The organism is Lachnospiraceae bacterium oral taxon 500 (assembly GCA_002999035.1).
Lineage (GTDB): Bacteria > Bacillota > Clostridia > Lachnospirales > Vallitaleaceae > W11650.
In genome coordinates this window covers 2,185,176-2,206,793 of record CP027241.1, presented here as the reverse complement: position 1 = coordinate 2,206,793, position 21,618 = coordinate 2,185,176, and the positions used below count along the sequence as shown (strand labels likewise).

Genomic DNA, 21,618 nt, shown 5'->3' with positions numbered 1-21,618 from the left:
TCATCCATTCACCATTACCGGCCGCACTTTGACTGCATCCTCTTTCGGAAACTTTTTACGAACCACGCAGAAACAAATCAAATGAACCACCAGTGTTACCGCCCATGATACCGGATAGGACAAGAACAGGCTTTCTATGCTTCCTTCCCATACAAAAACCGTAAAAATCCATAAAATGCGGAGGCCACAGGCGCCAAATGCCGAAACAATCATCGGCATAACCGAATAACCTAAGCCCCGCAGAGAGCCGACAACGGCCTCCATCATACCGCATAAAAAATAAGCACTTAGCACAATAACCATTCGGCGCATGCCGTAACCGATGACTTCCGGATCCGGGGAAAAGAAACCTAAAAATGTCCGCCCAAAAAAGATAATTCCATTACCGAGCACAACACCGATAATTAAAATCAGAATCATGCTGTTAATCAGGATACGGTTGAGCCGGGAATATTTGCCTGCCCCTAAGTTTTGACTGGTAAAAGTAACAGTCGCCTGTGAAAACGCATTCATGGACACATAGACAAAGCCCTCAACATTGGACGAAATCGTACTGCCGCCCATGACGACAGAACCAAAGGAATTAACCGAGGACTGAATCAAAACATTGGAAAAAGAAAAAACAACACCTTGCAGTCCTGCCGGCAAACCGATTTTAATAATTTTCAATAATTTGTCCTTATATATGGTTAATTTTTTGATATACAAGCGAATACAGCTGTCTACTGTCAGCAGACGGCGCACCAGCAGATAACAGGAAATACACTGCGAAATCGTTGTCGCCAAAGCTACGCCGACTACGCTCATATGAAATCCGACCACAAACAGAATGTTCAGCACCACATTAACTACTCCGGCAATCGTCAGATAGTAAAGCGGCCGTTTGGTATCACCGACGGCCCTTAGTATCGCGCTGCCAAAGTTATACAGCAGCATAGCCGGCATACCCAAAAAGTAAATGCGGAGATAAAGCGCCGAAAGCGAGATGACATCTTCCGGCGTGCCCATCATTTTCAGTAAAGGATTGGCAAAAATCAGCCCGATTGCCATTAAAAGGATGCCGGAAATAATGCTCAACAGCACCGAAGTATGAACAATTTTGCTGACATCTTCCTGCCGGCCGGCGCCGTAATTGGTTGAAACCTGCACACTGGCGCCAACCGACAACCCCATAAACAGATTTGTCAGCAAATTAACCAACGCGCCGTTCGAGCCGACCGCCGCCAAAGCCAGTCGCCCCGCCCATTTACCGACTACCATGACATCAGCGGCATTAAACAACAGCTGCAAAATTCCCGACAGCATTAAAGGCAGGGAAAATCGTAAAATTTTTCCTGCCAGCGGGCCGTTTAGCATATCAATTTCCTGATCCCTGTTTCGCTTTATTTCCATCGCCATTTGTATCTCCTATAACTCACCTTGTTTCCCCTTATCTTACCACTGAATGAATCAAGAAACAAGTTAAAAAAAAGATAAAATATATTGGCAAAAATAAGCGGCTTGACCCATAAAAAAACAAGCGAAAACTCTTTCCAGCTGCTTCCGATTGGATAGTTCTCTTAATCTTATGGCTCATAATATAAATTATCTCCACCTAAATAAGTTATTTCGCCGGTATCCATTTTTATTTTACAGTAGCCATATCTATGGCGATCAATCTCAATATGAGCGGTATAGATATACTCACCGTCAACCGTAAATAAAGGCCCCTGCTTCTGACCGTGCCCGGTGTAGCCCGGAATAGTTGTTTTCTTTTCCCCTTTGAAAATCTCCATATTACCCATAGAAGGTCCAATCATATTGTAAAGCTCTGTAAAGGCAAATATTTTGGTATCACCTTTTTTATAGTAAGTTTTCCCCGGTGATACAGAAGCGGCTAAATCTCTCTTTTTGTTGATTTTAAAATGAGAATCGCCCTCCGAATAATAGTAATAGCTGTCGGTGTATAGTTCGATTCCCTTTTCACCAAAACGATAATCCCACTGCATAATCTCATGCGCAACTTTCCATGTCAAGGGAAGATATGCTATATTTTTATAAAAAAGAGCCGGATATTCTAAATCGCTGTATTTCACGCCGCATAGATTCAAAGGATATGGCAGAAGTGCCATCTCTATTGTTTTTTTATCTCTTCTTGGATGTGATTGATCTTTTAAATACATTGTTGGCTTTTCAGGGTTCGACTTTGACAGGAAAATCTCATCCTCTTTCAATTCCAGATTTAAGCCTAGTAAAATACAGTTATAATATGTAAGCGGGATATAAACAATTCTTTTATGCAATACTATCGGATATTCACATAAAAGCATATCATTTGCAAAATATGGAGACCCATCCTTACCATCCTTCTTATAATCTTCATAGTTCATGATTATCGTCATATCCGCAATATCAGCAACTATCTTGTTTGGCCGCACCACCGCCTGTGCAGGCAGAAAACTCGCCGTTACAACCAACTGAAAAATCAATGTAAAAATAGTTATTTTCTTTAATTTATCCATTGTCTTCCCCTTTTTACCAAATTTAATATATCCTTTTATTTAAAAGAAAGATGGCAAAAAATAAATGTTTACTTTTTACAAATCATCTGCAATCTATGCTGAAAGTATTATTCGTCCCAGAAGTCAAAAGTCCATATTTCAACTGACTCCACGAAGGCATGTTCCCAGTATCTTCTCGGGCAAGCATTGGCGTTGGCGTTATCGTAGAATTTAAATCCAAACTATACTCAACATTTCCGCCTTCATTTCTGACATCTCTCTTTTAGATGTTCTTATTATATCGCATATCCTTTTAAATGACAATATTTTTAGAAAAATACAACATTATAATAATATATATTTTTTATTTTTTAAAAAATAGAAAAAAGAATGAAATATAGAATTTATATTAAAAAACCGCCCTTTTCAGTAATTTTCTCTGAAAAGAACGGTTTTTTAGAATGAGCAGTCTTTTTTAACTGTTTTTTGATTGCTTCCACCTTTGGCGGATATTGAACTTATTGTTTCGAGCAACAAGAAAACCCCGCCAACAATGCAGTTTACTTATTCTTTGCCTTTAGCACCCGGCTGATCATTGCCGCCAGTTCTGCCCGGGTGACCTGCCGCTCTGGCCAAAGTCTGCCATTGCTGCCTTTCACTAAGCCCATTTTTATCAGTTGTGCCAGATACGGCTTGGCATAGTCTGCCACCTGGTCGCTGTCGGCAAAGCCTTTTAATATTTCAGCCGCTTCTGGGCCGTTTATCTGCCAGTTGCCGAAACGACCCAAGACCGTAAAGAAGTCCTGCCGGCTGATTGATTGATTCGGATAGAAATTGCCGTTTTCCGCACCCTTCATCAGACCAAGGCTTTTTACCCTCTCGACCGCCGCCTGATACCAAGGCTGACCGTCAGCCTGTGCCAGCGGATGTTTCTCTTTGGCGGAATAATCCAGCAGATTGGATAAAACCTGTGCCGTTTCCGCCCGGCTGACCATAGCTTCCGGCCGGAAAGTATGGTCGGCATAACCATTTAAAATCCCTACCGTTACAAGTTCCCGAATTTCCTCGCCTGCCCAGTTAGTTTGGATATCACTTAAACGCTCCGCCATTTCCTTGCGCTTCGGCTGATTATTTTCTTCCTTAGTGACGGACGGTTCCTGACTCGGTGTTTTCTCCGTCTGCGGCTTTGTCTCCTCGGAAGTCTGCGGCAAATAAGGAGTGGCCGGTGAATAATTGGTTTCCCCATGCAGCGTAGCAGCCTGTCCCTTGGCTCCGGCCAGTGAAATTTCCAGCTGCAGCGGCTTCGTCTGCAAAACTTTCACGTTGCTGCTGTGATTGATAACTGCGATTTCTTTCTCATTGGTAAATGTTACCCGTACCGGTGCGGTCAGCTTCATGGTCGGATCCGATACCGCTACGGACAAGCGACCGTCCTTTTGTCCAATCATCAGCGAACAAGGCTGATCCACTTTGACCTTTTGCAAATCTGCACCAGCAGCAAAGACATTGGCCGCCAAAATACCTAAACTTTTTTCATAAACGGCCTGTACTTCACCGGTGTTGGCCAGCACTTCATACTGCGGTGCATCGGCATAAGCTTTCATTTCTTCGGCTGTTTTGCCCGGCAGCAGTGCATAGCTATAAGCTTCATTTACCGGCTTTTTGCCATGAGCCTGCCACAAGGTGAAATAACCGCGCTCAATAACATCGTCACTTCCGTTGACGTTGATGTCACGCCATTTACCTGTCCGGTTTTGCTTCATAGCGCTTAACTTTGCCGGCTGCGGGAAGTAATAGCCGATGGAGGCTTCCGGAGTGGTATTCCCTTCTAAATAAGCCCAAGCGACATCATTAAACTCTTCCTGTGCTGCCGGATAAGTATCTAAAACCGGTTGACCGTTAATCAAGACCTGATTGCTGCCATCCTTACGAATCATTCGGTTTTCGACAATCGTTTCAATTTGACGATCATCGCCCGAGGTAATACCGCTGCCCAGTGCAATGATTTCATCATCAAAGAAAAACCATGACTTTTTCGCCTTTAAATCGGTTTTGTAAGCGGTTACGTTTCGACGCACCGGTTCAGCCAAATCCATTGCCGCCGCACTGTAAAGACCGTCTAACGATACGCCGCCGACAAAGTCACTCTTCATCGTAAACTCTTCTTTATGATCCACCGACAGCCGTGTTACCACATCAATGGTCGCACCGGCCGGCCGGAGCGGGTTGACCGTTGGCCAGTAACTGTCGTCATACTGACCGCAGTCGGCATTTAATAAATACAGCGCGCCATTGCCCTGATTCCAGCCCTTTAGGTTTTCCCCATTCATCATTTCAAAGTTTTGAACCCGAGAGGAATACATTGCCAGAGCCACCGCATAATTTCCCCGATGATGAATCACCCGATCCATATTGGCAAACACATGACTGCCGATATATGGCTCTGCCATAGCTGCATTTTGCTGTAAATCCTCATATTCTTTCAGCATAGTAGGATTAGTCGCATTAGCCCTGACATCGTAAAAACTGTTCTTTTCCATATAGCGCCGTGCCAGCGACCGCCACTGTTCGGCCTTGCCCTCCGGCGCATCTTGAGCCGCCGCATACAGCATCCGGGCAATTTTATAGCCATCGCTGTAATTGCTGCCCTTCTCTGTTTTTCCCTGCTGCCGGGACAAACTTCGGCCGGCCGTCACCGGAAACGCCTGTCCGTCATAAACCATCGGAATAAAGGAGTTTTCCAGCCAAGCATAGACATTTTGATAATCGGGGTCGGTAATCTGCCAGCGGCTGGCTTTCAGTTTTTGATTCAAATCGGTCAAACCGCTGATTAAAACCATGCCGTAAGCCGTCGTATAGGCGATATTATTGTGTTGGACAAAGCTGCCGTCACGATAAAAGCCGTCGCCATGATCAACATATTGATAAACATCATGCAGCGCTTCTACGGAATGGCGGATTAAATCCGGATTTTTGGCACTGATGCCTAAGAGCAAATCGCCGATACAGGTATCCACCCGGTTGGCACCGACACTGATTTGCATGGGCAGTGCTTCTTTTGGGTTTTCCGAATTACGGTTATAATACGATTTTTCCGGATTCGGCTGGAAACGGAAAATAGCGTTTAAGTAATTCATCCGCACCTCGGGTGCAAGGTCGCTGTACATGGTAGCAATCATTTCTCCCAAAGCTTTGGGTACGCCGATTTCCCACTGCCACCAGTTGCCGTTTTCGCGGGTAAAGGGATTGTACCGAACTCGATAAAGGAGCTCCAGTCCATCTTTAATCGTTTGATAAAGCTGGGCGTCATTTTCATACTTGCTGCCGTAAGTATGATAAGCTCGAAGCAAGGTATTCAGCCAAACATAGGAATTCCGCATATTGTTGGTGGCAGCAGCTTCCTGAACCGGCTTTCCGTTCTTATCCTTCTTCAGCGGATAATTGGTAAATACCGCTGTCCGGTTAGGATCCGTATCCAGCTTAGTCAGATATTCCCCTGCCTGATTGTCAATCCGCGTGATCATTGCCTGAATTTGCGGGTCGCTTAAATCATACATCGCTTTTTGAATGGCAAACTTTTGCCGCAGCCGGTCAAACTCATCTTCACCGGCCGATGTATACAGTACCGGCGTTTTTTCGCTGTGATAAGAAGCAATCTTAACCACCGGCTGATTATCATTTTTGGCTTTTAAATAAAAGCCGTAAGTCGAATGAGCTTTAATATAATCGGTTACATCAACCGTATACCAGCCCTGATTGGTAATATTCAGTTCATACAGGACATCGGCTTCGGTTTCGGCCGGCTGCTGATATGTCGTATTTTCATCAACGACTGCAGCATTTTTTAAACCTCTGATCTCAACCGGAATCGGCGCGGTCTTATAGTCCTCTTTGACATAAAAGCGAAGAAACGCACTGTCCGGTGTATCCACCTTAACACTGTCGGTGTAAAGATATGTCGAATATTCCTTGCCGACCAGCAAAGTATCGGTTTTATCCCGGTTTTTATCGGGCTGTTTTTGATTGACATAAAGACTTTTTAACATCGTATCCTGATCCTGCATTGTGATTGTTCTGTCCACATTATTTGTATCGACATCAACTTGCGTATCACCGGAAGCCGGTGGTGTTTGAGGAGTTGATGACTTTTCTAAAACAAGCTGCGGACGGTTACCGTGATTGGCACTGGCCACTTTTATATGTGCTTTTGTAACCGCATCACCAACCAAATGAAAGGACAACTCCCGACTATTCGCCACTTTGGCCTTGAAGTAATCGGTGATATCCACTTCCATCCATTCATTTACTTGTTCCGGCAAAGAAGCTTCTCCCGCCTTGACTTCACCGGTAAAATCCGGTTTGTTGTCCCAGTTGACTGTTGCCGCATCCCATGCCGAGTCAAAGCCGAAAACCTGAATGGCCGCCTGCGTTACCGTATGAGGCGGCTTTACTTGAGAAACAGCCGTCAAAAATAGCCGTAGTGTTGCTTTGGTTACAGCCGAATAATCCTCCTGCGGCAGAGAAAACCCAATCAGACCGGCTCTTAGAAAATCATTATCCGCATATTTAATAGTTATTTCATTGCTCGTGTTTTGAAACTGATTTGGTCTTTTCCCGTCAAAAAATGTACTGCGGTCAGCCGAATACGTGACTGCCTCCGCCAGCTGCCCGGCCAGTAAAGTAAAGACCAGACACAGCGCTGCTATTTTACTCCATTTTTGTTTCATGTTTCCTCGCTTTCTCCTTTTCCCTGATTTTTCCTTTTGTTTCGCTTTTAGGAATGACGACTGACTGCAAAATCATAGCCAGCCATCATTCCCGTTTCCTTAAAAATTAATGTCAAAAACTTCACCGCTTGCAGTTTGGCGATTTACTGAGCCGCACTTCGACATTGCCGCCGTCAATTCCCCAAAAAATCAGGGTTGTTTCATTTCTGTCCGGATTCTGCTCGACTGCCAGCAAAGCCGTCTGTTCTTTGGAGTCCGAAAGCTCCTGTTCGGGAATAAACAATCCCTGCAAAACAATCTTCGTTTCCCGGCCAATGCTCTTATTGTGCATCCATGAACGAGAGTAAACACTGCGCTCAATCTGCCTGCCCGCTTCGTCGTACTGCTCCGCATCCACACCTTCATACAGCCGCAGATCCGGGTCGCAAAAGCTAAGACAAATCCGGTTTTCAGCTTCGGCGGCAATCATACATAAACACGGCCGGTCGGCACTGTGCAAAATATCATTTTTCGCTCTGATTTTTTGGCGGTAAGCGCTAAACAAAACATAGGCAAAAGTTTTTTCCGCCAAAAACTCGACAATATGCGCCTGTCCGTTTTTTTGATGAATATGATAAAATGGATTTTCCAGCCATTTTCTGGTTTGCTCAAAAAATACCAGCGGCTCTTGACCCACACCGATGACATATTCATAACCGGCTCTTTTCGGCGCTGCTCCGTGGTCAATCACTGCCTTTGCAAAGCAGCCTCCGGTTTCGATACCGGTATCCTGTGCCGGCGAGGTTTGCCAGCCGCAGCGAATTTCCATCTTGGTTTTATGCGGCATAAAATAACTGTTGCCGTAAGCGTCTGCCAGTACAATACCGTTCCGATGCTTGGTTCCAAAATATTCAACACTTTTTACCGTTCGCTTATTGATAAATACCGGTGAGCTGCCTTCATCCATTCGGCTTTGAAACAAGGTAGTAATGCTGCGATGCTCCGTATCGCTGCTGCTGATATCCGAGCCCAAGCGTAAGATCCGGTCGCCAAAGAAAAAGCTGGATAAATTAGCCCGGTGGCTGTCATCATACTTGGCATGGCCGTGAAGTTTCATAGCAAATATTCCATTTGCCCCCAGAGTCAGTCCGCCGGCAAAAGCTTCGTCCGTCAGCAGCATTTCTTCATAGCCGCTGAACTCATCCACATTATATACCTTAGAGCGCAGATCGGCAAACGGCAGCTCAATTACCGTTGTGCCGGGAAAGCAATTCCAGTCAAAGCCCTCGGCCTGATAACCGCTGGAATACAGAGTAATCGGTCTGCCTTTGCCCAATATCTGCAAATGGCCGTAACTGATATAGCGACCGTATAAATTATTGGCCACATAGCTTTCATGGCTCCACAAATAGCGATTATGTCCGCGGATTGCCGCCAGCCATTCGCCCCGCCGATGAAAGCCGGCACAAGCCCAGTTCATTGTTAAATGTCCATTTGGCGTATTTTCCGCCTGACAGCCATTGGCTTTCAGTTCCGCTATTCTTTTTTGGGTCAGTTCTGTTTTTTTTGTGCTTTCTTCCGCTGAAAGCGGGCCTTCCAGCCGCAGATAAATATTTCCCATTTTTTTGCCCCGGCCGCTGCTGATTTGCGCCAGTGCCATATAATAAAAAATATCGCTGTTTAAATGAGTATGTTCGCCGTCTGTTTTGGGATGCCGGGCAGACAAGGCCGTTGGCCAGTGTTTTAAATTGCAGTACCAGCGCATTTTTTCCAGTGCATTTTCAACAATCCCATAGGCGCGCGGCGATATTTCCGCTGCCGTTCCCGCCAGAAAATAAATCAGCGGCGCCAAACTTTTCAGCCCGTCCAAACCATATGCCGGATAGTGATTGCAGTGATGAAACATGGAGCCGTCCGGCTTAAAGGTACCCTCTAACCCTTTGGCATACTCAATGGATGCATTCAGCCAACCGGCAAAATCCAGCAGTTGTTTTTGCCGGTACGCTTCATCCTTTCCCAGCAAAATAACCATCAGCATAGCATGAGAATAGGTGTTCAAAACGTCAACATTAATCGAACATTCCTCTGTCGGGCAATTAATCCGGCCAAGCCCGGTAATCCAAATCACCATCTTGCGAAGTGCGTCCAGTAAGCGTGCTTTTTTCGTTGCCAGGTACTCGCTCATTAAAAAAATACTTTCAAACAGCTCTTTTAACACATACCCATAGTGATGCGTCGTGCCTAAACTGCTGCCGTAAGCCAATCCCTGATCCCAGAGGTGCTCAATCAGCGTTGCATACATCCGGAATATCTTTTCTGATTTTTCCCTTTGATAATAAAGAGCTATGTCTAAGAGCAGCGCTCCTGTCCGGCGCATATCAATGCTGATTCCCTGCGCTGTCAATTCTTTTCTTTGCTCGGCCGGTAAAATATCCAAGGTATACACGCTGTCAATCGAACGCCCGGTCAAAAGTCCATTGTATTCTTTCCACTGATAACGACTGTACCGCTCATATATTTCTTCGTATTCCAGTGCTTTTTGCCGTTCGGCATATTTTTCGGTCAGATATTCCTTTTGCCGCTGCCGGATGATGCCGGTGTCCTTAATCAAATTTTTAACCGAAAAGGCTTTTTTGGCCGTATCTGCCAATGCTTTTTTTCGGCATTCCTCAAAATGCAGCAGTTTCATCCAATGTCCGCTGGCGCCAATGTTGGGGTTCACCTGTCTGACCTGCCGATCCGGTGTCGGATGCCGGGGATCAATCTTAGCCGTCAGTTGAACATCGCTTAAATAAAGGCTGCCTTCTGTTTTCGGAAACTCAATTCTCAAGCTGTCCATGCCTTCTTCCGGCCGGCCAATCATATCCCGCTCATAAATCACCCAGGCCGTCCGCCAGCCGCTGAAATCCAAACCAAACGAAAACCAGCAGCAGCTTTGCTCCATTTTTTGAAAGACAAAGCGCAGTTCTCCTGTTTGCGGCTTTGCCTGATAAATCCAAAAGCAAAATGTGTCCCGGGCCTGATCGGTTCCTCCGCCGGAAAAATGACGGAAGGCATTTTCCTGTCGCAGTTCAATTACGGCTCCCGGCTGATAATCAATCCGAATACTGCTGTCCTGATATTTAAAATGATCACAAGATTTCGTCCAATTTGCCGTGGCTGAAGGACAAATCAATTTGGTTAATAATTCTGAATTCTTCACGATATCCTCGCTTCTTTCTAACTCAATTTTAAAAAAGTTACAGGTCAGGCACTCATAATTCGGCGAAATGAATTAGGAATGTCGGTGTTAACTGAACTGTAGTCAAAGAGAGCAAACAGACAAATCCATTTGTTCTCTTTTGAAAGCCATGCCATGCAACAGGGCTGACGCACGGCATGTGTTCTTTTCAATTTTTAGACCGCACGGCTTTATTTTGCCATATTTGCCATGTAACGGTCATAAGCTGCCTGCTGAATTTGAATGGCTTCTTCCATGCCAAACTTTTCCAGTGCAGACTTAAATGCTTCATAGCCGCTTTCTACGTCCTCAGAGCCAAGTACCCATTTTTGAGCGGTTTCTACTTTTAAAGTATCAATCGCCGTCATCAATTCGGATAACCGTGCATTTTCCTCTTCGGTATACTGCAGGGTCGGGAACTGCGGACCAAAGTAATTATTGTCAACATACATTTGGACTCCGGCTAAAGCGTCTTTGTTCATCAATTGTTTCTCATATTCGAAATCCTGCTGTACGCCGATTGTCATCTGGCAGCCGAAGCCTCTCAAATTAACAACCGGATCGCCATTGGTTAAGATTTCTTCTTTAAATACCGGTTTGCCATCGACCATGGTGTAGGTTTCCCCTTCAACACCGAAATTGCTTAAACGCCGGCCTTCTTCTGTAAAGAAGAAATCAAAATATTTCATGGTTGCAACCGGATCGGGATTGCTGGCAGCAATACCCCAACCGCACCAGTGCAGCTTGCTGCGAACGGTTCTTTCATAAACTTTGCCGTCTTTGTCTGCCGGCGGAGCGATAACCGCAAAGTTAAAACCTTCCGGCATGCCTTCGTTGCTGTTGTACTTCGAGGTGCTGGCAAACCAGTCGTGGGTCATACCGCCTAAGTTTTCCTTAAGCAATACATCGCGTGCCGTCTTACCGCGGGTATAGATTTCCTGGTCAATCAAGCCTTCCTTGTACCATTGTGCCAGGTTTTTGTAAGCTTCTTTGTAAGCCGGCTCATACGGACCATACTTTACTTTGCCGTCTTCCTCATACCACATTTCTTTTGCGCCCCAAAGCTGAGCAAAGTCAGCAAATACGGTCTTCGGGCTTCCATCCCGGTTAAAATACGGAATTTCATCGGCTTTGCCGTTACCGTTCGGGTCCTTTTCCTTAAATGCCAGCAAAACATCATGCAGTTCCTGCGCATTGGTCGGTTCTTTTAAGCCCAGCTTATCCAGCCAGTCCTTACGGATATACCAACCCTGTGCCGCATCGCCGTCCGGAATATAGGGAATAGAATAAATATGTCCGTCCGTAGCGGTTACATGGTTTTTAATCGCCGGGTTAGCATCCAAGAATGCCTTGATGTGCGGTGCATATTCCATCAATTCGTCCAGAGCCAAAAAAGCACCCTGCTGCGCCAATTCTCCGCGGATTTGGCTATTGTCCCAGCAAACAATGTCAGCCAGCTTGCCGGAAGCCGCCATCAGCGTAAAAGCTTCCTTGTTGCTGGAAGAAGACTGAGATACATAACCGGTTAAGGAAATGTTGGTCAGTTCAGCCGCTTTTTTCATAACGGCATTGTCATCCTTATACGGTTCATGCAAGAAATAGAAAATGCTTAATTCCAACGGTTTTTCACTAGCTAAGAAATTGGCCGGTTCCGCTGCTTCTTCCTTCTTTTCGCCCTCTTTTGCTTCCGAGGTTTCTTTTTTGTCAGTTCCCTCAACTGCCGGTTTCGGGTCATCCTGCTTTTTTTCTTCCTGCTTCGTGCAGGCGGTAACTGTGGCCAGCAACGCCAAAGTTAAAAGCAAACTTAATAAACGTTTCATTGGTGCCTCCTTTTATTTATGTTTTTTGTTTCAGCCGCCCTGCTGACTACCTGAAACTTTTCCGTTTCCGGCAGTCAGCAAAGCGGCTTATATTAAGATTAGGACAGCCTAATCCCGTTACCAGATATTTTTACTCCTTCACTGCTCCCAGCAGCATGCCTTCCGCAAAATACTTTTGAATATAGGGATAAACAACCATCATCGGAATGACTGAAATAACAATCGTTGAGTAAATCAGGGTTTCGGTTGAAATCGTACTGCCAATATCCATATCCTGGATACTTTCGGCAATCTTGGACTCAACAATCATTTTTTTAAGCATAACCTGCAAAGGAACTTTGCTGTCGTCACGCAGCAGTATCATATTCCAAAAGTAACCGTTCCAGCGGGTAACGGCATAAAAAAGACCGATCGTCGCCAGTCCCGCTTTAGACAGCGGCATATAAATCTTCATTAAAATATAAAACTCTGATGCTCCGTCCACCTTGGCTGCTTCTTCTAAGGATTCCGGAATCGACTTAAAGAAAGTCCGAAGCAAAATCATGTTAAATGGCGTCATGGCAAAAGCGATTAAAATGACTGTCCGGGTATTCTCCAGATGAAGATCGCGGATATTTAAGTAAAACGGAATCATACCCGCCTGAAACCACATGGTTAAAACAAAGAAAATCGTCCACCCCTTTAGACCGGGCAACCGCTTTTTGGACAGCGGATACGCCGCTGACACCGTAAAAATAATATTAACCAAGGTACCGGCCACAGTATAAAAAATCGAATTGGCGTAGCCGGTCCAAATACTTTTGTTGTCTATGATCTTTTGATAAGCGTCAAAAGTCAGATCCATCGGCCAAAAAAGCACCTTACCGCTGATAACCGCATCCGGTGAACTGATGGAAGCGGAAAATACATAAATCAAAGGATAAACGGTAATAAAACCAATCAGTACCAAGACAATATGGTTTATTATGGAAGCGACTTTTTCGCCCTTACTTTGCTTGAAATTCATTTCCGTCCTCCTTTACCACAGCGATGTGCCGGACAGCTTTTTACTGACTTTATTGGCAAACATAACTAAAATTACCGAAACTACAGCGTTAAACAAACCAACGGCCGCCGCATAACTGTACTGAGCATGTTCGCCCAGTCCCATACGGTAAACATAGGTGCTGATTACGTCGGCAGTTTCATAGGTCGCCGGCTGATACAGCAAAATAATCGCTTCATAACCAACGGATAACATACCGCCGATTTTTAAAACAAGCAGCACGACAATGGTCGGCATAATGCCCGGGATGGTTACATGCCAAATCCGCTTAAACTTATTGGCACCATCCACATAGGCTGCTTCGTAAAGATTTGGGTCAATCCCCGATAAGGCCGCCAAATAAACAATGGCGTTGAAGCCCGCTTCTTTCCAAATGTTCATGGTGATAAAAATTGTCCGAAAGTATTCTTTCTTTATTAAGAAGTGAACCTTCTCCCCGCCCAGCTTTTCAATCAGGATATTGACCAAACCGTTGGTCGGTGATAAGAAGTTAACCACGATTCCGGCAATAACGACAATCGAAATAAAGTGCGGCAAATAAGTTAAGGTTTGAATTGTCTTTTTAAAGTAAAGATTTTTTACTTCATTTAACATCAGCGCCAACAGAATCGGAATTGGAAACCCAAACAACAAACCGTAAAAGTTAATCAACAAGGTGTTTTTTAAGTTTCTTCCAAAATAAGGACTGCTTAAAAAAGCACTAAAATGTTTAAAACCAACCCAAGGGCTTTTCGCCATACCGGCAAAAATCTTGTAATCCTTAAAGGCAATTTGCAGACCCCACATCGGCTTATACATAAAAAAGATATAAAATAAAACCGCCGGTATCATAATCACATATAACTGCCAGTGCTTAAAAATATTTTTAATCCCTTTGTCCAGTCTGTTCGATCTGTAGGAAAAAGGGGCTTTGGAAATCATATTGTTTTTCATAACCAAACCTTTCTTTTTTGTTCCCTCCTCTGACTACTTGTTTAAAATATCATAAAAACCGGGGGAGTTCCATTTCCAAAATTAGCAAATCCATCTTCATTTTTTCAATTCATCCCCATTTTTTCAACTGCAGGTTTCAATATTTCAAGTTTTTCATATAGGCTGCCCCAGTTTCAGACATAAAAAAGGGATGCCTTCTGCGGTTGCAGAAAAGCATCCGTCTGTTTCGCTCGGTGCAATTTATTATCCCATTGCTCCCACCCTCATCCGCTATGCTTGGATTCCAGATAGCGCCCGGGCGTTTCTCCTGTATATTTTTTGAACAGCCTGAGAAAAGTGTTGACGCTGTTAAAGCCCACCGCCTCGGATAACTCTTTGTTTTTAATAGTTGGATTCTTTTTCATAATTTCTTTGGCCTGTTCAATTTTATAACGGTTGAGATAATCCTTGAAATTAGTCTTATACTCTTTTTTGAACAGCATGCTGACATAGGTTGGTGTAATAGAAAAAGCTTCCGCGACATCGTTTAAGGAAATATCCGTCTGATAGTTGGCATGAATATACTCTAACAGCCGCAAGGCCAGACGATCTTCCTGATAAACCGGATTTTCATCCTCCGATTTTTCCAACAGTGTTTGGAAGAGGTTATGGACCTTGGCTCTGAACTCGGCCTCCCCGGCCGGCGTTTTTAATTCCAGGTAAAGAATCGTTCCTTCGCCGTAAACATCCTCAGCCGTTTTGAGCTGCTGGTTCAGCAACCGGTTAATGGTGGCAATGATGGCAAAGGTCAGCAGTGAAATATTTTCCGCATTCATTTCATGCCGCTTAAAGTTTTGGTTTAAAATATGTTCCAGCAGCAGATGCGTTTCTTCTTCCTTCCTCTGCTCAACATAATTCATCAGACTTTCTTCCACATCCAGCGGATAATAATAGGTGATTGGTTTCACTGCCAGGCTTTGTTCATAGGACGTCAGCCGGTTTTTCGGTAAAAGGCTGCGATAATTTAAAGCTTCAATCGCCGAACTGTAACTTTCCTCCAAATCTCTGAGTGCCGCCGCCGGTTTGCCCAATACGGCCAGCACCTGAACGCCATAGTCCTTTCCCAGACTGTCCAGCAATTCTTCAATATCTGCCTTTCTTTCGGCATAGTCCCGCTCAGGAAAAAGCAAAGCCAGACGTTTCTTTTCCAGTTCAATCATTTCGCAGCGGCCGCCGCGGCGGCTTAGAGCTTCGACGTAAAGCGTTGTAATCCGGCGCCAGATCTTGCCCAGGTTTTGTTCGGAAAACTGTTCCCCCATCTGTGTATAGTTGATATGCTCGGCCAGTATCAAACAAAACGGCCCTTCAAAGTCGCCCAAGCCATATTTGGCCGTTTTTTCCTCAATATCATTTTCATCCGACAGGCCATAGAACAAATCCCGCAGAAATTTCATCTTTAACGGTTTGGTATTTTCCCGAATAATTTTTTCCAGTTCCTGTTTGGTGCGATTCATTTTTTCAGATGCTGTCCGAATCAGGGCAAACTCATCGCTGCCGCTGACATGATAATCCTCCTGAAACTGATTGACCACCGACAAAAACGGCCGGTAAATCCGGCGGCTGATCAAATAGGCTCCAATTGCGCCAAAGCAAATCAGAGCCAGATAAATCCAGCCAAATTCCATCATAATCTCCGCCCACATCTCGCCAAAGCCGGGAGCTTTCGCAATATAGTACAATTCCAAACCGCCCTCGCCAAGCGGGTACTGATAAAGCATATAGCCGTCCGGAATAAGACCGGAAGATTCCTCGTCATAAAGCTGTTTCAACAGCACTTGCCATTGCTCCTCCGCAATTCCATAATTCCGTGCCAGTAAAGTCCGGCCGCCGGAACTGACAATCAGACCGCCGCTGCCCCATTCATTGATATCGGGAAACAGTTCTTTTTCCGGATAAGAAAAATAAGACAGCATTTCGATATTGCCGAGCAGCCTTTGCGCTTCCATAATGGTAACGATCTGCCCGGACACATTATAAAAACTGCCGTCACCGACCAGCACCGGCCGTAAACTGTTCTGTCCGGAAAAATATTCCTTCCAGTCTGCATCACCGCTAAAAGGAAAGGCCATTTTCCGGTAAAACTTTTCTTTGTTTAAGGTTCCGTTGGCAGTAATGATAATGTCGGAATTACTTTTACCCATCGCCAAAAAAAAGTTTAAGCGGCTAAACGGCGACAAAGTTCGCTGAATATTGGTGTAAAGCATGGTTAAGTTGTAATAATCCACTTCTTTAGCCAACAAAAAGGTTTTCATTTCGCTGCTGGTGAAAATTTGACGGGAAACGTTAAAGGCTGTTTCTAAAGCCGTATCCGCTGCTTTAGCATATTGCTGCAAAAAAAGTTCGTTTTGGATGTCCGCTCTTTTACCGATATATTTTTTGGCACCCATAAAAAATAAACCTATAATGATCAGCGTATACGCACAAACGATGCCCATATAGGTTAAAAATAATTTCTTATAAAACTTGCGGCTATGCATCCTGCCACCTCAATTCTATTCGATTTCCTCAATAAACTGAACGCCTTCGATAATCTGCCATGAACGAATAATCTCATCATGACTTCTCTTGACCTCAGAGCGAAGCAAAAGAATAATAGTAGTAATCTCAATGTTTAGCTTACTCCGCTTGATTTGCAAATCAAGCACATCATAACGGTTGTCCCGGCTAAAGTCAACCAAAGCGCTGATCGGTTTGTCAGAGTTATATTCTATATACAGCCGGATAATCCGGGAATTCATCAACAGATAGTTTTCCAGTGTTTGCAGCCAGGAATTAATCAGCAAAACAGCAAAAAAACCAATCACCGCCAATTCATAAAAACCAACGCCGACCGCCAGTCCAAGACAGGCCGCCGTCCACAAGCTGGCGGCAGTGGTAATGCCGCTGACCTGATTTTTATTGGAATTGGTAATAATCATACCGGCACCCAAAAAGCCGATGCCGCTGACAACCTGCGCTCCCAGCCGAACCGGATCCGATACCTTTAAATAGCTGAACACATACATATTGGTGGTCATCACCACCATTGAACCGAAACAAACCAGCATAAAGGTGCGAAAACCCGCCGGCCGCCGTTTACGGCCGCGCTCAATGCCCAGCACTCCGCCGATCAGGAGAGCCAGAACTGTTTTAATCAGCAGCGCCTGCATACTGATTCCACGCAGATTTTCAAAAATAAGATTCATAATATTTCCTCATGTCCCCGATTTGCCATATGATTCGGCTTTTAGTTTATGAAAGCACTTGCTTCGCAAGCCCCGGGACATTCGCATCGCCCTACGGGCGATTGCTCATGTCCCGAGTCTGCCATATGTCACTACATTGGTACAAGCAAGCTTGCACCAATGTAGTGCCGCATGTCAGGCTTTCATAACAAAAGCAGCTTCTGGGGAGAAGCTGCGGAGAAACGTTCCCGATGCGATTCGAACGCACGGCCTTTCGCTCCGGAGGCGAACGCTCTATCCAGCTGAGCTACGGGAACCTATTTATTTTTTACCTGCGCTGAGTTTTAACAATTTTAATTAGCACAACCGCAAGCAAGAACTATTATAATACAAAATCATCAATTTGAAAAGGATTTTTTTCATTTTTTTTGATTATTTTTAAATTTTATTTGAAGGATTGGATGAAAACCTTAATAAATAAAGGTTTCCGCATTTCAAAAATTGCACTGCAAATTAATATAAAAACATAAAAACAAGATAATATGCTGAGTTTGTCTATATGAAAGCTTGCTTTCAATATTGGCAAATTATAGCTAACTGCCAAGATAAGTTCATTTACGGAAACAAAAAATGAAAAAGCTCTTTGCATGGGTACGGTCGTCATGGCAGGATTTAAACCCAAGCCATGCCATCCGCTCCATAAAGATATGTATCCAGACCTCCGAGTACATATCTTTCAGCGAAGAGCCTTTTTCTTCTTACAATTTTAAATATTTCCGGTTAAGTTCCGGCTGCTTATTTATTTAAATAGAATTCCATCGGATAGGACGGATATTCCAACACTTCCAGTTGATCGAATGTTACTACGCCTACCGGCGCCCGCAGTACACTGGGAATCCGATTGACAATCGTAGCGCAAGTGTGCTCGACTGTCGCCGGTTTTACTACATGAAACTCCGTATCCGGCTCGCCGCTGATCTTCCAGTCGCACATATCGCCGTCGTTCGGCCCGTAAACCTTGCCGATGCATTTGGTTTCAATTACCGGCCCCTGGAAAGTTTCGGTTGTTACCACCGCCGCCATACCAATGCAATTTCCCTGCGGGATTTCTTCATTCAAAGTTGAAGAAAACAGCGGTCCGTCATGGAAATACGGCTCACAGCGCTGCGTCTGCGATTTGATCGTCCAGCCCATGCGGGAAGCCAAAGCTTCATTCGAGTTCCAGACATAGGAAGGCTCTAAGACTTCCGGATGCGCGATCTGCTTTTCAAACTCTTCCGGAGTCAGACCGACGCCATGTGCTTTTGCCAATGCCAATCCGTAATCCTCAACATTGTAGCTGACAGCCCCTTCGATTTTATCGATTCGATGACAGCCGCCGGCAATTAAGCCAACCATATTGACCCAGAAAATATCTTCCATTCCGCTGCCGACAAAAGTGCAGCCGTTTTCTTTGGCGGTCACGTCCAAAAGATTGGTTCTGACCGGGTCTGTCGTCCAGGAATAAGTAGATTCTTCACAGGTTGTGATCACACTGATGCCTCTGGATAAGCATTTCATAAAATGATCGAAGCAATCACTGACCAAGCTGAACAAGGTAACAACCGCAATATCCGGATCGGTATTATCCAGGACTTCATCCGCCTGATCGCTGATCAATACGCCGGTCTTAAAGCCGAGTCCGGCATAATCACCGATATCCATGCCGACAATCGCCGGGTTATTGTCAATCGCTCCGACCACCTGACAGCCGGTTTCATATAAATAGCGCAAAATATACTTACTCATCTTACCACAGCCGTATTGTACCACTTTGATCTTTTCCATAACATACCTCCCGTGAGAAAATTGTTATTTTTTCGACAATTTTAGTATACGCTCTCAGGTAAGGTGAGAGTCAAGATATTCGGGAATTATTTTTTAAAATTTACCGGTGCCTGCAACCGCAAAAACATCGACCGTCTGGTGCAATCAAAAACATTAAACTCCGTCAGCACCTCGCAAATATAGTCGCCGCCGATTTCATAGCCCTGCTCCCGGCAGTGTTTCAATAATTTTTGCGCCTGCGCTTTTTCCGACTCAAAATCACCGGCATAAATGCAGGCGTACATACCGCTTTCAATTTTTTCAATTTCGGTCTTAAGCGGAAAATGCTCGTCAACAAAAACGAAAATTTTATGCGAAACAAAGTTTAAACTACAGAAGTTTTCTTTTTTCAAAAATGTCCCGGCATTGCAGTAATAAACGGGCGGAATATGATGTGTCAGCAGCTCTTCTTTCAGCTGTTTCAGCACCAGTTCATAGGTATCAATACTTTCCTCATAAAAATTAATCGGGGTATTCATGGCGTAGATTTGCCGCTCCCTGATGTACTCAAGCGTTATCGTGCCGGGCGCCGGAGATTTTTTGTAGCGCTCAATACTGCTGATTGTTCTTTCGATTGCGTCCCGCTTGATTTTCAGCTCTTCAATTTCCTGCAGGGTCTGCTGTTTTTTCCGAATCAGCATGGCTTCAATCTGATTCAAATCCTCCGAATCCAGCACTTCCTTAATTTCCCGCAATTCCATCCCCAGTTCCTTCATATACTGAATCATATCCAGCCGGGCATTCTGTTTGATATCATAATAGCGGTAACGGCTGTTCGGATCGGTATAATAGGGCCTCAGCAAACCCAGCTCGTCATAAAAACGAAGCGTCGGTATCGTTGTCTTATTCAGGCGTGCCATATCGCCAATACTTAAATATTTCCTATTCATTGTCAGCCTCCTTAAAATGTCATGAAGGTTCCACTTTTCCGGGTTCTGCCAAAATGTGACGCCTTTTGGGGTCAGCTACGCAACCGCGCAGAAACAAAAAGAGTGTCGACAGAGTTTACTTTTCTTTGCTGCTTTTACGCACCAAAACATATAACTAGCAAATGTTCTGGCCACCGCCAAAATGTTAGTCGGTGTCGTCGTGTATCATAAGTTTCAAATCCTTGTGACCTCAATTTTAATATTAAAAAATCATATTATGGTTTGACAACTCTTATCATCTGGTATATAATACTAGATGATAAGAGTTGAGAATTATTTGAAAGGAGAAACGATGAAATTAATGCGCTGGCAGGAAATGCCTGACTTTGAAATATACAGCGATCAGCTTTTAACCATCGTCAATCAGCAGCTTTCCTTTTTTCCGATTGAAATCACCAATTCCATGATCAATAATTATGTCAAGCAAAAGGTCATGCCTTTGCCGGTCAGGAAAAAATATCAAAAAGTTCATATTGCCAGATTGATTGTTTTAAGCCTGCTAAAAACCGCTTACTCAATCGAAGAAATCAGTAAATATTTTAAAAGTTATCCGGCCGAAAGCGATTACGATCGGTTTTGTGATACCTTTGAACAGCTGTGGAACAGCGATTCCCTGACGCCGGCTTCGCCCGGCGATGTCACCGAACTGCTCCTTGCTACTGTCCTCAGTAAACAACGAGCACTCCGCCTTCTGACCGAGAAAGGAAATATCCAATGAAAAACTTATCTACTCTGGAAAAATTGAACACCATCTCTCATTTGATTGGTGCCATTATCGGCATTTTATTTCTTTGCCTGCTTCTGATTTTTAAAGGCAATACTGCCGCCGCCATTGTCGGCTACAGTATTTACGGCGCCTGCTTTATTTTTCTTTTTTCAATGAGCACGGTCTATCATCGGGTGACGCTCCCTGCCCTGAAAAAGTTTTTTCGGGCATTTGACCATATTTCAATTTATTTATTTATTGCCGGCACTTACACGCCAATCATTATTTTAGGCCTGAAAAGTTCCCTGCGCTGGCTGTTTTTAGGTCTGATCTGGACGGTTGCCCTGGCCGGTACGGTATTTAAGATTATTTCCTACGGCAAATACAATAAATATAAGATTTTTTCCGTTATTTTATACCTGTTGATGGGCTGGCTGTCCGTCCTGATTATCGCTCCGCTTTATAAAAATACCTCGCTGGCCTTTATTCTCTGGCTGGTCTTAGGCGGTATTGTTTACAGTGTCGGAACTTATTTTTACAAAGATACCAAGCATAAGTATTCGCATTTTGTCTGGCATATTTTTGTTTTGATCGCGGCAGTCTTTCACTTTATTGCTATCTTTATTTTACAATAGCCTAAGGAATGACACAAGTGCCAAAAGTATAAAAAATCTGACGGTAAATGTTCCGGTCATATCAAGTAGAAATCC

Annotated in this window: 13 protein-coding genes and 1 tRNA gene; 2 read left to right on the top strand and 12 right to left on the bottom strand. The window is 44.3% G+C overall.

Annotated elements, in window-relative coordinates:
* The 12 genes from C3V36_09945 to C3V36_09890 form a co-directional block, all read right to left on the bottom strand.
* Positions 1–1,392, bottom strand: coding sequence for an MATE family efflux transporter (locus C3V36_09945; GenBank protein AVM70513.1), 1,392 nt, complete (start codon positions 1,390–1,392; stop codon positions 1–3).
* Between the two features lie 173 nt (positions 1,393–1,565).
* Positions 1,566–2,501: a hypothetical protein gene (locus C3V36_09940; protein ID AVM69532.1), complete on the bottom strand. Its 936-nt coding sequence runs from the start codon at positions 2,499–2,501 to the stop codon at positions 1,566–1,568.
* A 539-nt stretch (positions 2,502–3,040) separates the two neighbouring features.
* Positions 3,041–7,207: a hypothetical protein gene (locus C3V36_09935; protein AVM69531.1), complete on the bottom strand. Its 4,167-nt coding sequence runs from the start codon at positions 7,205–7,207 to the stop codon at positions 3,041–3,043.
* A 121-nt stretch (positions 7,208–7,328) separates the two neighbouring features.
* The gene (locus tag C3V36_09930; protein ID AVM69530.1) at positions 7,329–10,388 is read right to left on the bottom strand and encodes a hypothetical protein; all 3,060 of its coding nucleotides are present in this window, start codon (positions 10,386–10,388) and stop codon (positions 7,329–7,331) included.
* Between the two features lie 209 nt (positions 10,389–10,597).
* Positions 10,598–12,226: an ABC transporter permease gene (locus C3V36_09925; GenBank protein AVM69529.1), complete on the bottom strand. Its 1,629-nt coding sequence runs from the start codon at positions 12,224–12,226 to the stop codon at positions 10,598–10,600.
* A gap of 130 nt (positions 12,227–12,356) precedes the next feature.
* Positions 12,357–13,232: a carbohydrate ABC transporter permease gene (locus C3V36_09920; protein ID AVM69528.1), complete on the bottom strand. Its 876-nt coding sequence runs from the start codon at positions 13,230–13,232 to the stop codon at positions 12,357–12,359.
* 12 nt (positions 13,233–13,244) lie between these two features.
* Positions 13,245–14,192, bottom strand: a complete 948-nt coding sequence (locus C3V36_09915) for a sugar ABC transporter permease (protein ID AVM70512.1) — start codon at positions 14,190–14,192, stop codon at positions 13,245–13,247.
* A 275-nt stretch (positions 14,193–14,467) separates the two neighbouring features.
* Complete coding sequence (locus C3V36_09910) at positions 14,468–16,720, bottom strand: hypothetical protein (protein AVM69527.1); 2,253 nt, start codon at positions 16,718–16,720, stop codon at positions 14,468–14,470.
* A 15-nt stretch (positions 16,721–16,735) separates the two neighbouring features.
* Positions 16,736–17,428 (bottom strand): MgtC/SapB transporter, encoded by a 693-nt coding sequence (locus C3V36_09905; GenBank protein AVM69526.1) that lies wholly within the window; start codon positions 17,426–17,428, stop codon positions 16,736–16,738.
* Between the two features lie 222 nt (positions 17,429–17,650).
* Positions 17,651–17,724, bottom strand: a tRNA-Arg gene (locus C3V36_09900).
* Positions 17,725–18,202: 478 nt separating this feature from the next.
* Positions 18,203–19,234 (bottom strand): dihydrodipicolinate reductase, encoded by a 1,032-nt coding sequence (locus tag C3V36_09895; protein ID AVM69525.1) that lies wholly within the window; start codon positions 19,232–19,234, stop codon positions 18,203–18,205.
* A gap of 86 nt (positions 19,235–19,320) precedes the next feature.
* Positions 19,321–20,163, bottom strand: a complete 843-nt coding sequence (locus C3V36_09890; GenBank protein ID AVM69524.1) for a hypothetical protein — start codon at positions 20,161–20,163, stop codon at positions 19,321–19,323.
* A gap of 295 nt (positions 20,164–20,458) precedes the next feature.
* Here C3V36_09890 and C3V36_09885 point away from each other — a divergent pair, with 295 nt between their 5' ends.
* Both C3V36_09885 and C3V36_09880 read left to right on the top strand, forming a co-directional pair.
* Positions 20,459–20,920 (top strand): hypothetical protein, encoded by a 462-nt coding sequence (locus tag C3V36_09885; GenBank protein ID AVM69523.1) that lies wholly within the window; start codon positions 20,459–20,461, stop codon positions 20,918–20,920.
* Positions 20,917–21,543: a hemolysin III family protein gene (locus C3V36_09880; protein ID AVM69522.1), complete on the top strand. Its 627-nt coding sequence runs from the start codon at positions 20,917–20,919 to the stop codon at positions 21,541–21,543. The genes C3V36_09885 and C3V36_09880 overlap by 4 nt, the downstream gene beginning before the upstream one ends.
* The last annotated feature ends 75 nt before the right edge of the window (positions 21,544–21,618 follow it).

What these genes read in the sequence shown, in the direction of transcription:
- C3V36_09890 (AVM69524.1), bottom strand. Translation starts at nt 20,163, where the DNA reads ATGAATAGGAAATATTTAAGTATTGGCGATATGGCACGCCTGAATAAG.
- C3V36_09885 (AVM69523.1), top strand. Translation starts at nt 20,459, where the DNA reads ATGATAAGAGTTGAGAATTATTTGAAAGGAGAAACGATGAAATTAATG.
- C3V36_09895 (AVM69525.1), bottom strand. Translation starts at nt 19,234, where the DNA reads ATGGAAAAGATCAAAGTGGTACAATACGGCTGTGGTAAGATGAGTAAG.
- C3V36_09925 (AVM69529.1), bottom strand. Translation starts at nt 12,226, where the DNA reads ATGAAACGTTTATTAAGTTTGCTTTTAACTTTGGCGTTGCTGGCCACA.
- C3V36_09945 (AVM70513.1), bottom strand. Translation starts at nt 1,392, where the DNA reads ATGGAAATAAAGCGAAACAGGGATCAGGAAATTGATATGCTAAACGGC.
- C3V36_09915 (AVM70512.1), bottom strand. Translation starts at nt 14,192, where the DNA reads ATGATTTCCAAAGCCCCTTTTTCCTACAGATCGAACAGACTGGACAAA.
- C3V36_09905 (AVM69526.1), bottom strand. Translation starts at nt 17,428, where the DNA reads ATGAATCTTATTTTTGAAAATCTGCGTGGAATCAGTATGCAGGCGCTG.
- C3V36_09910 (AVM69527.1), bottom strand. Translation starts at nt 16,720, where the DNA reads ATGCATAGCCGCAAGTTTTATAAGAAATTATTTTTAACCTATATGGGC.
- C3V36_09920 (AVM69528.1), bottom strand. Translation starts at nt 13,232, where the DNA reads ATGAATTTCAAGCAAAGTAAGGGCGAAAAAGTCGCTTCCATAATAAAC.
- C3V36_09880 (AVM69522.1), top strand. Translation starts at nt 20,917, where the DNA reads ATGAAAAACTTATCTACTCTGGAAAAATTGAACACCATCTCTCATTTG.
- C3V36_09940 (AVM69532.1), bottom strand. Translation starts at nt 2,501, where the DNA reads ATGGATAAATTAAAGAAAATAACTATTTTTACATTGATTTTTCAGTTG.
- C3V36_09935 (AVM69531.1), bottom strand. Translation starts at nt 7,207, where the DNA reads ATGAAACAAAAATGGAGTAAAATAGCAGCGCTGTGTCTGGTCTTTACT.